Source organism: Henriciella sp., assembly GCF_049649345.1.
Classification (GTDB): Bacteria; Pseudomonadota; Alphaproteobacteria; order Caulobacterales; family Hyphomonadaceae; genus Henriciella.
In genome coordinates, this window is the sequence record NZ_JBARZC010000393.1 from 1 (window position 1) to 12,989 (window position 12,989).

Below are 12,989 nucleotides of genomic sequence, written 5' to 3' on the forward strand. Positions count from 1 at the left end.
GCAGGGTGCGGCGCGCAACATCCCCGATATCGCCGACCGCGCCAGCGAGGAAACGGACCGGGCGCTCGAGCTTCGGACCCGCGACCGCCAGCGCAAGCTGATCGCCAAGATCGACGCTGCGCTGCGCCGCATCGACGAAGGTACGTATGGCTATTGCGACGAAACGGGTGAGCCGATCAGCCTGCGCCGCCTCGAAGCTCGTCCGACAGCAACGCTGAGCCTTGAGGCTCAAGAGCGCCATGAGCGCAAGGAGCGGACTGTCCGCGACGACTAGAATTTGTTCGAACTGGAAATTGAAAACGGCAGAGGTCGCAAAAGACCTCTGCCGTTTTTTATCACCCAACGCCCGGCGGTTTATTTCTGTGCCGATCCGTTGATCACAATCTGCCACGTGAATCCGAATCAAACCTTATCCAGATGTTTCGGTCGACTTAAAATCGGTGTGGCTTGGTTAACACAGAGCGCCCGTTCATTAGCATCTGACTGCGAATTCACTTCGTAAAACCCGATTCCCTGTGCGACGGACTCCAAACTCCTAACGTCTCATTAACCAGCGCGGCTCAAGAATGACGGACAAGGCTGATAGGGCAGACATGCAGAACGCAGTTCGTGATGAGCAGAATGAGTGGGCCATGTCTGAGCGGCGGGAACGCACTGTGATGCGCGACATGCCTGGGCCCTACCACACGGCCAAGCCGGCGCAGGAAGAGGGCTTCCGCTTTCCGACGGCGAGAGGAATCCTCTCAAAGGCCGAGATTGAGGCGCTTCTCCGGCCGAACCTCTCCCAGATCAATGATGATGAGCCAGAACCTGATGACGTCCGTGAGGTTAAGGTCGCCCGGGAATTTCCTCCGGCCGAGGCTCAGATCGATGACGCCGCCCGCAGGATTTCCGCGCGCTTGTCGCTGGCGCTTGGTCAAATCTCAGGGCTTAAGTTGGCAATTCGGCCGACGCGTTCAGGCCCTGTGGATGATATCGGTGCCCGTCTTTCCCGGTTTAGCTCCAGCAAGACCGCCTTCGCCTGCTTTGAGGCTGAGGAAGGCGATATCACGCATCTGCTCGTTCTGCCCGGACGCATCGCCGACAGTCTGATTTCGATTGCCTGCGGAGGTTTGCCCGAAGGTGGAGCTGGCGCGCGGGACCTGAGTGCGATCGACTGCGCGCTTCTCGAACAGCTGATCCGTCCACTCAACAAGGCCTTTGCGCCCTCCAGCCGGCTCAGCTGCATCGAAACCGACAGCGACTATGCCGCCTCGCTTGTCAGCACTGACCAGGGCGAATCCATCGAGTTTGAAGCGGCCTTCGGCGAAGACCATGCCCGCCTGGAGCTGTTTTCGTTTGCGGCGCCGCACAAGTCGATGCGCCCAAGCGACATCGAAGAGCCTGCGCAACGAAAGATGACCGCGCTGATGACCGCCCGCATCGCAAGCATGAGTGTGCCAGTGAGCAAGCTTTCCTCGCTCAAACCCGGCGACACATTGATGCTGGGCCTGCCTGCAGATCAACCGGTCGAGCTGTTGTCAGGGGATCGCGATGGGCCCGTTGCCTTTGAGGGCGAGATTGGCCGCAAGGGTAACTTCATGGCTATCAGGATCCGCCGGACCATCGACTAGGCCGTTATTTCCCGCACGTCCTAATGCGTGTCGTCCGCAGCCGATGAGCGCCCACCGCTTTGCAGTTCGGCTTCGCGCTGCGCCCAGAGGCGTTTTTGGAAATTTGTTGAGATGATATCTGTGATCACCAGGACACCGACGACGAGATAGAAGCTCGACTTCGACATCGCATCGATCGGGAAGGTGAAAATGTGCATGTGGGCAAGGTGCGCGCCTTCGGTCACGAGAAGCACACCAACCAGGAATAGGATGAACAGGCCAAGCACCTCATACATCCGGTTCTTCTGAAGAAATTCCGCCACATAGTCCGCCATCAGGATCATGGCGATGCCAGACGCGATGATCGCCACGGCCATGATGGTCACCTGATAGCGGGTCTCTGTGACGCCATCCACGGTTTCCTTCACGTTGGCGATAGCCATAGCGGAGAGAATGGAGTCGAAGGAGAAAACCAGGTTCATCGCGACAATCATCAGAATCGCTTGAGTGACCGACTTTTTCTTACCGTCCTTGGAATGGGCGAAATCATCAACGGTCAGGAGATGTGTGATTTCCTTGACTGCCGTATATATGATGAAGCCGCCACCAAGCAGCGTAACAAGCGATTGAAGTGTAAACTCTCCATCAAGCACTCTCGGTATGGCGATGGAGAATAGGGGTTCTGCAAGGAAGCCGAACAGACTGACAATAATCACCAGGAGGACGACACGGAACAGCATGGCAAGCCCAATGCCCCAGCGCCGTACCATAGGCGCTTTCTCGCCGACACGCTTTGATTCGATCGTGATGTAGAGGAGATTATCGAAGCCGAGAACGGCTTGAAGAAGGAGCAGCATCAGAAAGGTGAAAAAGCCGCTCAGCGTGAAGAGATCACCAAGAATGTCCGGCATGTCTGCCCCCTCTATTATTCGCTATCTGATCTTAGTGTACGCAACCGGTTACCGATGCAAGTCGAGCGATAAGCCCGTGATAAATTTAACGGCCCCAGCGCGCCGGACGACCACGTCCATCTACGTGAACGAAGGGCCCGTGCACAGCATTGGACCCATAACTGCCAAGCCCGCCCTTTGGTGTGTCGCCAGCCGCTGCAAAGAGCTCTTCGGCATAGTCATATAGAAAATTGGCGTCTTCCTTATTCAGAGCGCCATCCTTATTGAGATCGTCCATGACCCCGTCCCTGGGGGCGACGTCGACATAGATGTCCGTGGCGTCGCCATACATGTGGCGGGACAGTTTCGCAGAGCCGATCGCCGTATTGTAGAAGGGAGATCTGTAGCCACTCATTACGAAGAAGGTGTCAGCGTCTGTCACCCCGTCTTCATTCAGCGAAGCGAGCAGATATTCCAGCCGCTCCAGGTTCGGGGTCGAAATCAGAAGGTATTTTGGCCAGTGGTCTGGCTGCTGCTTGCATAGAAACTGGCCGATCCGGAAACTTGGTGAGACCTTGATGTCGCCATAGCCCTCATCCAGCCGGATAAAGCCCTTCGGCTGGTCTTGGGGGTATTGGCCCATGCGGAACCCGTTCAGACGGCCTGATGAGTCGATGTTTTTGGATGGCTCAAGCACAAACAGAGAAACATCGTTGATGACGCTTCCTGAAGGCTTTCGAAATTCCAGTTGATAGATGCCGGGTGTCGATGGCGCATCGAATTGGCCTGCGCCTTGTACCGCTTCGTCATCCAGAAAAACGGTCACACCAGACGGGGCCGAGAAATTCACTTCGTCTCCCGGCATGGCCATGTAATGCCACACGTCATGAGGCAGCTCCTCTCCCGCGAGAGTCACGGGGGCGTCTGCGGCGAGGCCAGTCAGTCCGGCGAATTTCCAGACCGAGATGAGAACAAAGGGCTTGATCATGACGCCTTATCCTTTCTCCAGGTCTGCCGGGCTGTCCGCTTCCGACACCGTGTTGAGCGGTGCATACTTTTCGACCCTCCGAATGCCTTCGGTCCGGTCATAGATGTCGCGCCAGAAGCTTACCGAGCCGTCGTTATTTGCTGTCACAGTCATGTAGGTGATGTGTACCGGGATACGCGAGGAAAGCTCGATGCGCTGATTGGTGTCAGAATCGACAGCGTCCTTGAGCTCTTCCGATTGGACTTTCCTGTCGTCCTCGGCGAGCCATGTCGCCATTTGGACCGGCTTTTCCAGCCGAACACAACCGGAGCTGAAGGCCCGCTTGGCGTGGTCAAACAAGCTGACGCTGGGCGTATCATGCAGATAGACCGAATACTGGTTGGGAAAGATAATCTTCAGTTCTCCGAGCGCGTTGCCGGCGCCCGACTGCTGCACAAGCCTGTATTTTTCGGCCGAAGCCGGATCGTTCCAGTTCACGGAATAGGCGCTGACTTGCTCGCCGGTCGACCGGTCGTAGACCTTGTAGTTGCCCCGCTCGGCATAGCCAGGGTCGTTCTGAAGCTTCGGCAACTTGTCGCGGCGTACAATGCTCACGGGCGCATACCAGTTCGGATTGGCGACCACATACTCGATTTCATCATTGAAGGTTGGTGTTTCGCGATCCTCCTTGCCGACGATTGTTTTCATCGTGATTTCGCGTTTGCCGTCCTCCCAGCCTTCCGCGGTGTAGGACGGAATATTCACCCAGATGTATTTCTCATCGACTGCGCCCTGATGGCGCCAGCGATCCATAGACTCGGCGATACGGGCAATCTTGGAGTCGACGCTCTCATTCATCGCGGCCAAAGTGGCTGGTCCGATTATACCGTCTCGCTCAATACCGTGGCGGGACTGGAACGTTTTGACGGCTTCTACAAGACCCTCATCGTAAATCTGCGGATCAATTTCGTTTTCAACGCTTTCGTCGTCAGTCTCGTTGATCTGACGAGGTTTCGGGCCTGTTTCCGCAGAAGCATCGGTCATGTCGATTTCCACATATACGGCTTCTGCGCCGGGTGCCGCCGTCGATCTCTGCGAGGTGTATCCTTCAGCAGAAAGACGGGTGCGAATGGCAGGAATACGCGGATCTGAGCCGCCCGCCTCTACAATATCGCCTTCGGGAATAGCGAGCCAGCCACCCTCATCGCGGATTTCGCGATAGTCCATCAAAGCGTCCTTCAGACGCTCATACTGAGGATATTTCGATTCATATTTTTCTAGGGCCGCTTTGACCTTGCCTTTGCCGGCATCAATCAAATCCTGGGGCAGTGCGGCAAAGGTCGCTGCATCAAGCTGGGATGTCTCCGCCTCACCCTCATGTTTCATGGTGCCGCTCATCGCAGCCGCCATGCGCAGCCATGCTGCGGACAAGGCAAGATCGGCTTCTGCCCGGGCCTCTTTCGATCCAGTCTCGAAGCGTGCGTTGACCAGCTTTTGAAGATTGGCCTCCAGAACATCCGAGGATGTAAGGCCATACTTGAACAGGTCCGATGAAAACGTCGTCAGGTCTTCTGCACCCGTCTCGGTCCATATCGGTTTAAACATAGTTTGAGCATAGGCGCGGCGCGCTGCTTCAATAACGCTTGGATGAAGATCGCCATCGAGTTCCGTTTCAAACCAGTCCGACAGGATTGCAGTCTCGATCTCGCTAGGGACCGGCGCGTTGACGGTGTCACCGGCCATCACATCTTGCTGCGCTTCTGATACTTTTGGCGCGTCAGGGTGGCCCATGGCTTGCTGCGCTATCGCGAGCGGCGAGACGGTCGCGATCAGTGCCGAGAGCAGGATCGGTTTCATAATACCTCTGTCTTTAGAAAACTGTTGCAAGACCAACGGCAGGCCAGGACGTGAGTTCCGGTGGAAAGTGAAGAAGGCTGCCCGGCGGCGACCACCCAGCGCGAAAGGCGGGTGCACCGGACTGTCCGGCGGGCTCGAGAAAACCGTAAGGCTATGAGGCTGCAACGCTACTGAAATTTCATCTATTCGATTAACGTCGCTTTTGGATTGATTAACCTTTCCGGCCGACAAACGATAAAGAGCCGAGTCTGTTCAGCATGCAGGTGCGTGAGGCTCGACAGTGGTATAGACTAAGCGAATCGCCGCAGAGCCAGAACGGCCGATGCGGCGGCAGGAGTTGGGCTTCATGACGGCAATGGGCACGAAACCGGAAAATCTGGATGTGGTCTCGGACGAGGATCTTCTGGCCGATCAGCCGATGAGCCGGCTCGACCTGCTCCAGCTTGCTTTCTGGGGATGCCTGCTTATCGCTGTCGCTGCTGCGAGCGTTGCGATCGCCTGGCCTGAGGCTGTCGGCGGCACAGGGCCGGTATTGCTCATTTCGATGGCAGCCGGTGGCATGGTGTTTCTGCTTTGGGTCCTGAAAGGGGCAGGGCGACGGCTCGGCCTTTTCCCGCACAAGGGCGCAGCTGCAGAGGCGGTCAACGCTGTCACGCCGCGCTTTGGCTGGATCGATTCGCTGGACGAAGCGGTCCTTGTCGCTGACCAGGGTGGGGCGCCGCTGGCGGCAAACGAGCCTTACCGCGAACTCACCCGAATTGCGCTCTCCGGTCAGCAGGATTCTGCTGGGCCGGTCACCGTCGACCGCATCTTCAGTGCGAGCCCTGGGCTTGCCGCGCCGGTCTTCCGCCTATCGAAGGCCGCAAAGGCCTGTGAAGCACGGCGCGAAGTGCTCCCGGCGATGACGATCGGGTCGGACTCCTTGCCCGTCCAGTACGAAGTGTCTGTCGCGCCTTTGCCTCGTAGCCGCGTCGTCTGGCGCCTGCGCCGGATCAGCGGTGTCGAAGCAGCGACCGGCGCTTCTGACATGAAGGCGCTCTACGTGGAGGATGCGCCACTGGGCTTCTTCGCTGCCAAACCCGATGGCACGATCACTTATGCCAATAACTGGCTTCGCGAACATATCGGCCTGCCTGAAACGGCGAAGAATATCCGGCTTGATGACATCATGCGCCCGGAATTTGTAAAAATGCTCGCGCGTGACAAGAAATCAGGCGCGCCCGGCCGGGCGAACATCATGATCCGCACGCGCGATGGCGTGGAGATGCCGGTCCAGACAATAACGACATGGTCGGGCAAGGGCGCGGACGCGCAGGGGCGCACCGTCGTCGTGGCCAATAGCCAGTCCCAGCTGGCCGGCGAAGACCGCTTTCTCGCAGCTTCGGCGAGCCGTCCTGCGCGCCCTGACGGCGATCCGATGTTTGACGACGCACCGTTCGGTGCTGTTCGCCTGGAAGGCAATTCGGTAGAAGCTGCGATCATTCTGGATGCCAACAAGGCCTTGCTTGAAATGGCGGAAGGCCGCTCTGCGCCCGGCACCCAGTTCTCGGATCTGTTCGTGGATGAGGGCACTGGCGAGGATAGCCTCGCCAGTAAGCTGGTCGATGCGATCGACAAGCCGGTGGGGCTCAAGCTCTCTGGCGATGAGCCAAAATCCGTCAATGTCTTCGTGACCCTCGACAATGTCGGCCAGCCATCGGTTGCCTACATCATCGACATGACAGAGCAGAAAGAGCTCGAGCTGCGCCTCGCTCAAGGCGAGAAGATGCAGGCCATCGGTCAGCTAGCCGGCGGGGTTGCGCACGATTTCAACAACGTGCTGACCGGCATCATGCTCAACAATGACGAGCTGATGACGCGTCACCCGGTTGGGGATCCTTCCTACGAAAACCTGAAGAGCATTCATGAGTTCTCGGTGCGGGCGAAGGATCTCGTACACATGCTGCTCGCCTATGCCCGCCAGCAGACCTTCAAGCGCGAAGTTTTCAACGTGACCGACTTCCTGTCGGAGTTCGGAATCCTTCTCCGCCAGATCCTCGATGAGCGGATCGAGTTCGACACCCTTCACGGTCGCAATCTGCCGTATATCAAGGCGGACAAGAACCAGCTTGAAACCGCGATCATCAATCTCGTGACCAATGCGCGTGACGCGATGCTTCTGTCCGGTCAGTCCGGCGGTAAGCTCACAATACGGACATCCCGCGCCACAGGCGAAGACGCGCATAAGCATGGCTTCAACTATGTCGAGGATGGCGAGTATCTGCTGGTCGAGGTGATCGACAATGGGCACGGAATTCCGTCGAATATTCTCGACAAGATCTTCCAGCCCTTCTTCACGACAAAGGATGTCGGTGTCGGTACAGGGCTTGGGCTGGCCACCGTCTACGGCATCATCAAACAGTCAGAGGGGTATGTCTGCCCGATTTCCAAAGTCGGGAAGGGGACGACTTTCCAGATCTATCTGCCCGCGCTCAAGGCCGATGAAGTGCCGATGCCGGAAATTGTCGGGCCTGAAGACGAAGCCGTCGACCACCGTCCTGTCGATATTTCTGGCCGTGGCCGAATCCTCCTTGTCGAGGATGAAAAGGGCGTGCGCGACATTGCTGTCATGCACCTCATTTCCCGCGGATACGAAGTCGAATCGGCTCAAGACGGCGAAGAAGCGCTTGAAATCCTTCAAGAAGAATCCGGCGCTTTTGATCTCGTGATTTCCGACGTCGTCATGCCGGGCATGGACGGGCCGACCCTGATCCGAGAAGCCAAGGAATATCTTGGAGATGCTCGCGTCATCTTCATCTCAGGCTACGCCGAACGCGACCTCGCCAAGAAGCTCGACGATGACCGCGAAGTGTCCTTCCTGCCGAAGCCGTTCAGCGTGCGCCAGCTTGCAGAGCGCGTGAAGCAACAGCTCGGCACGCGCAAGGAACGTGAAGCGGCCTAATCAGGCAACCCTAGTCAGCGCGCCAGCGCGCACAGATGGCGGTCGGAAGCATCCGGCCGCTTTTCTGTTCTGGGATCGCCATTTCGCCCATTTCGATCCGGCCGCTAAGTGGTTCAAGCCGATCGCCCAGCGCCTGCGCCAATGCAATGTGAGACAGCCGCACGGCATAGGCTGTCAGGATGACGAACAGCGGTTTCTTGACCAGCAGCTCCGCAACCGCGTCGAGCAGGCCGGGCAGGTCTTCTTCAAACCGCCACGTCTCATTCTTGGTGCCTCTGCCAAACTTTGGCGGGTCCAGGATGATCGCATCATAAGTATTGCCGCGCCGGCCCTCGCGGGCGACGAACTTCATGGCGTCGTCTGCGATCCAGCGGATTGTGCGGTCTTCAAGGCCCGATAGTTCCTGATGCTCCTTGCCGAAGCCATTGGATTTGGGGCTGGCGTCCAGATGAACGACCTCTGCCCCTGCCTGGGCGCAGGCGAGCGACATCATGCCGGTATAGCCGAAGAGATTGAGAACCTTCACTGGTCGGCCCGCTTTCTTGATCTGATCGATGGCAAATGCCCAGTGCACCGAGTGTTCCTGAAACAGGCCCAGATGTCTGAATGGCGTACGACGGGCGTTGAACTTCAGCCCGTTCCATTCCATCGGCCAGGTGTCTGGCGCCTTTGGATTGAGTTTGCGCCATTGGCCGCGCTCATCGTCGCCGGCCTTGGCATCAAAATGCGCGTCCGCGTTCCAGGACTCGACAGGCGCGTTCGGTTTCCAGAAGGCTTGCGGGTCCGGGCGAATGATGCGCTGATTGGCGAAGCGCTCAAGCTTGAAGCCATCGCCGCTGTCAAGCAACGCATAGTCCGTCCAGTTATCGGCGAGAAACAGCGTCTGCTGGTATTTCATTTGAAGTCTCTCTGTCGCCAGGCCTCATAGGTCATGATCGCTGTCGCCTGCGCGAGGTTGAGGCTGTCGGCGCCGCCGCGCATCGGGATGAGACACAGCGTATCGCATCTGGCTTCGACCTCGTCCGGGATGCCGGCCTGTTCATTGCCCATCAGGATCACAGTCCCGCCTGTCATGTCTGTCTCTGTATGGCGAGCCGAGCCATTGACGCTCGCGGCAACCACGGAAAGACCGGCTGACACTTTCCAGGCTTCGAACTGGTCGAAGGAGCCCTGCGCGAAGTGGACATCAAAGATCGAGCCCATCGACGCGCGCACAGCTTCGACGCTATAAGGGTCGCAGCACTGATTAATCAGGACGACGCCAGAAATCCCCGCGCAATCGGCAGTCCTGAGGATGGTGCCGAGATTGCCGGGATCGCGCACCTCGTAAAGGCCAATCCATAGACTGGCCGGCTCTGCAGGCAGCTCGCCGATCGTCTGCGATCGCTGCTTGAACGCGCCGATGACGGCTTGCGGATTGTCCTTGCGCGCGATCTGGCTAGCCAGCCTGTCGGGGACCTGTATGACGCGTGCGCCGCCCGTCTCTGCTTTTGCGATCAGGGCCGGCATGTAGCCGCGCTCCGCCCCGGAGGCCGACACGACAAGACTGTCCAGCCTCCAGCCGGCATCGAGCCCTTGCTCAACAAGGCGGGCGCCTTCAGCGAGGAACAGCCCGGTCTCATTACGGACTTTCTTGCGGTCCAGACTCCTCATCATCTTGATCAGAGGATTTGAGGAGCTGGAGATGATTTCCGGGCCTGAAGACATGCGCGGCGTTTAGCACAGACTTGCCTGAACACAATTGATGCGGCATGGATCATGCTGCGTTAACCGGTCCAATTCGGAGGAAAGAGCCGCATTATCAGGAGTCCACAGTCTCGTTTTCGCCTTTTTCGCGACACGACTCACATGTCTTATGCGCGCCTCGATCAAGGAGCCGTTCTTCCATGACTCTCATTAATGAATACATCTGGTATGTCGTCGGCGCTGCCGCTTTCCTCGGATTTGTACTCGCTTGGCTTCTTCGCGGCGGGATGCTTGCTGGAAAGCGCCGGCGGGCAACCGTCGAGCGTGATATCGCGGTCACCGAGCTGGAACAGGTGCGGAGCGAACTGGATTCGCTCTATGCAGCACAGCGCAAGCAAAAGGAGTCGGTGGGCCTCACGTCTACCGGCGTCGACGGCGAAATTCGCGAGCGCGACGAACGGATCAAGCAAATGTCTGATGAGCTGGCCGAAGCCAAAGGTGCGCTTCAGTCGCTGACCGATGGCCAGGGTTCGGAGGATGCGGCTGCGGCGACGCTACAATCAAACGAAGACCTCGAAAATGCGAAATCGCGGAACGAGTTTCTCGAAGGCCGTATTCGCGAGCTTGAGGCGAAGATCCATGAGATGGGGACTGCGCCGCAGGCAGAGACCTCCGCGGTGGAGACCGACGAGGCCGAAAGTGACAAGGGTGAAACTGACAAGGCTGAAACCGACAAGCTCCTCTGGCAGGTCGATTACCTGAAATCACGTATCACGGCGCTGGAGGATGAGGCCACCAAGTCCACGTCTGCCGCGCCGGTTGCCCCAGATCCGGCGCCGGCCAGCGACACAAGCGCTGCGGATGAGGAATTGGCCCGGCTTCGCTGGCGCAACCGCTATCTCGAAGGGCGCTTGGCTTATTTTGAGGAGCGGCCAGATCCTGTTGAAACGGACGCAGACGAACCCGCCGGCGGCGAAGATGCCGACGAAGACGTAACAGCCAAGGAGGTCTCGCCAGCTCCAGAGCTTGCGCCAGACATTGAAGCAGACGTCACCGAAGCGGATTCTGAACCAGCTGAACAGGAAATCGAGGCAGACGGTACCGATGATGGACCTGGCGCTGATCAGCCCAGCGAGCCTGAGGACGTTATTGAGGATGAAGCCCATCCCGCAGACCGCGTTCTTGAGGTGCTGGATGCCAAAGAGGCCATGGACGACACTTCAGAAACACCCGGCGTCGGGACAGACGACGATGACGACAGCGCGTCTGACTCTGAAGGTGTCCGTCCGACCGCGCTCGAGAAGCCCAACGGGTCAGCAGATGATCTCACCCTGATTACGGGGATCGGGCCGCGTATCCAGTCTATCCTCAATGACCACGGGATTTGGCATTTTTCTCAGATTGCCGAATGGAGCGCCGAGAATGAAGCGTGGATCGACAGGCAGCTGAACTTTGCGGGCCGTGTCAGCCGCGAAGGCTGGACCGATCAGGCAAGAGAGCTTGCCGCAGCCGACGCCTCGAGCTGAAGCCAGAATGGCAACAGGCTTCATTCTGCGTTCAGCTCGTTTCGGAGAGAATAATCTTTCATTTGAACGAAGAGTCGTTTGGAAGGTTAATGCTGGCAGTCTAAAGTAGCGCCAAACGGAGGTGAGCCATGTCAACCAAGCTGAACTTTGAAGATACCGAGCGCGTCGAAATTGATGGAGCGCTTGTGCGCGACGCGCCCAAGATGAACCTGTCGAGGCGTGCCATCATATCAGGCCTCGCTGCGGGCAGCGTGTTTCCGATCGTCTCCAGCTGTACGACAAACCCCTATACGGGACAGACCGAGCTCGCTTTTCTCGGTGACGACCAGATCGCATCAATGGCGGCGACCGCCTGGACCGATCTGAAATCGCAAACACCGCAGACCTCAAACTCGCAGGTCAAGAACCGGGTGCTCAACACCTGGAACCGCATTGAGCGGGTGACGCCGAAGGCGGGCGAGCAATGGGATGTGGCGGTCTTCGACTCCGACGACGTCAACGCTTTCGTGATGCCGGGCAACCGGGTCGGTGTTTATCGCGGCATCGTCGAACTGGTTGAAAATGATGACCAGCTCAGCTCGGTCCTGGGCCACGAGGTTGGACACACGGTCTACCGCCATGCCAACCGCCGCATGTCGCGTGCCATGCTTGCGCAGGCCGGTCTTGCCGCAGGTCAGGTTGCGGTCTCGTCGTCAGAATCGCTCAAGAATTATGGCGGGGCTATCGCCGCGCTCGGCGGGGCGGCCCTGCAGTTCGGGGTGGTCCTGCCTTATAGCCGCGAAAGCGAACTTGAAGCTGACAAAGCTGGCGTCGATTACATGCACGCGGCAGGTTATGACACGCCCCAGGCGGTCCGGCTGTGGGAAGTCATGGACGCGAAAGCAAATGCGGCGCGGCAGCCTGAATTCCTGTCGACCCACCCGCACCCGTCCACGCGCATCAATGCGCTGAAGCAGTATATCAATGCCAAGGGTTACGCGCTGATCTAGGGCGTCGACCCAGACCCAATCCGACTGACCCGGCGGGCTTGACCTGCCGGGTCTTTTCGTGTGTACACCCGCCCTTCGCTCAACTGTGGGCGAACTTCTGTGGGAAGTGCCGGCGGCAAAGACCATCACCGGGCTCTACCACGGGACCTCAAATGAACGGCGGCCGGATCGAAAGACCACCGGCCCTATACAAGCCAGAGAGGATATCATGGCGAAGAAACTGCTGGGGCAGCTCAAGCTCCAGATCCCGGCCGGTGCGGCCAACCCGTCTCCACCCGTTGGTCCAGCGCTCGGTCAGCGCGGCATCAACATCATGGAATTCTGCAAGGCCTTCAATGCGAAGACCGAGAAGATGGAGAAGGGACTGCCGATCCCTGTCGTGATCGATTATTATCAGGACAAGTCCTTTACCTTCATCACCAAGACGCCGCCAGCGAGCGTGCTTCTGAAGAAAGCTGCCGGCCTCAAGATCGGCAAGCCGAACTCAGGCGCAAAGCATCCTGGCAAGGACGTCGCTGGCAAGGTGACCGTGGCCCAGTGC

The 12,989-nt window shown here is 58.3% G+C and carries 11 protein-coding genes; 6 read left to right on the forward strand and 5 right to left on the reverse strand.

The genetic code is table 11. From position 1 onward, the window contains the following. Both WA989_RS10660 and WA989_RS10665 read left to right on the forward strand, forming a co-directional pair. Positions 1-274, forward strand: a 274-nt coding sequence (locus WA989_RS10660; RefSeq protein ID WP_424340478.1) for a TraR/DksA C4-type zinc finger protein, incomplete at its 5' end; no start/stop codon positions are given. A gap of 292 nt (positions 275-566) precedes the next feature. Continuing rightward, on the forward strand, positions 567-1,613 hold the full coding sequence (locus WA989_RS10665; protein ID WP_424340479.1) for a FliM/FliN family flagellar motor switch protein: 1,047 nt from the start codon (positions 567-569) through the stop codon (positions 1,611-1,613). Positions 1,614-1,633: 20 nt separating this feature from the next. On the opposite strand, the gene WA989_RS10670 is transcribed toward WA989_RS10665, so the two are convergent. The 3 genes from WA989_RS10670 to WA989_RS10680 form a co-directional block, all read right to left on the reverse strand. Next, positions 1,634-2,503: a TerC family protein gene (locus WA989_RS10670; RefSeq protein ID WP_424340480.1), complete on the reverse strand. Its 870-nt coding sequence runs from the start codon at positions 2,501-2,503 to the stop codon at positions 1,634-1,636. 85 nt (positions 2,504-2,588) lie between these two features. Continuing rightward, complete coding sequence (locus WA989_RS10675) at positions 2,589-3,470, reverse strand: D-Ala-D-Ala carboxypeptidase family metallohydrolase (protein ID WP_424340481.1); 882 nt, start codon at positions 3,468-3,470, stop codon at positions 2,589-2,591. Positions 3,471-3,476: 6 nt separating this feature from the next. Continuing rightward, positions 3,477-5,306, reverse strand: a complete 1,830-nt coding sequence (locus WA989_RS10680; RefSeq protein ID WP_424340482.1) for a L,D-transpeptidase family protein — start codon at positions 5,304-5,306, stop codon at positions 3,477-3,479. Between the two features lie 346 nt (positions 5,307-5,652). On the opposite strand from WA989_RS10680, the gene WA989_RS10685 reads away from it, so the two are divergent. Beyond that, positions 5,653-8,247 carry a response regulator gene (locus WA989_RS10685; protein ID WP_424340483.1) on the forward strand — a complete coding sequence of 865 codons (2,595 nt, stop codon included), beginning with the start codon at positions 5,653-5,655 and terminating at the stop codon, positions 8,245-8,247. A 10-nt stretch (positions 8,248-8,257) separates the two neighbouring features. Here WA989_RS10685 and WA989_RS10690 read toward each other — a convergent pair whose 3' ends face one another. Then, entirely contained in the window at positions 8,258-9,145 is an 888-nt protein-coding gene (locus WA989_RS10690; RefSeq protein WP_424340484.1) for a class I SAM-dependent methyltransferase, read from the reverse strand. Next, the gene (locus WA989_RS10695; RefSeq protein WP_424340485.1) at positions 9,142-9,954 is read right to left on the reverse strand and encodes a TrmH family RNA methyltransferase; all 813 of its coding nucleotides are present in this window, start codon (positions 9,952-9,954) and stop codon (positions 9,142-9,144) included. Before WA989_RS10695 ends, WA989_RS10690 begins: the two co-directional genes overlap by 4 nt. Positions 9,955-10,133: 179 nt before the next feature. Between WA989_RS10695 and WA989_RS10700 the strand changes: the two genes are divergently transcribed. From WA989_RS10700 to rplK, 3 genes are all read left to right on the forward strand, one after another. Beyond that, positions 10,134-11,459, forward strand: coding sequence for a hypothetical protein (locus WA989_RS10700; RefSeq protein ID WP_424340486.1), 1,326 nt, complete (start codon positions 10,134-10,136; stop codon positions 11,457-11,459). A gap of 128 nt (positions 11,460-11,587) precedes the next feature. Then, positions 11,588-12,448 (forward strand): M48 family metallopeptidase, encoded by an 861-nt coding sequence (locus WA989_RS10705; protein ID WP_424340487.1) that lies wholly within the window; start codon positions 11,588-11,590, stop codon positions 12,446-12,448. A gap of 208 nt (positions 12,449-12,656) precedes the next feature. Further along, a partial coding sequence (gene rplK / locus WA989_RS10710) for a 50S ribosomal protein L11 (RefSeq protein ID WP_424340488.1) occupies positions 12,657-12,989 on the forward strand: 333 nt, incomplete at its 3' end.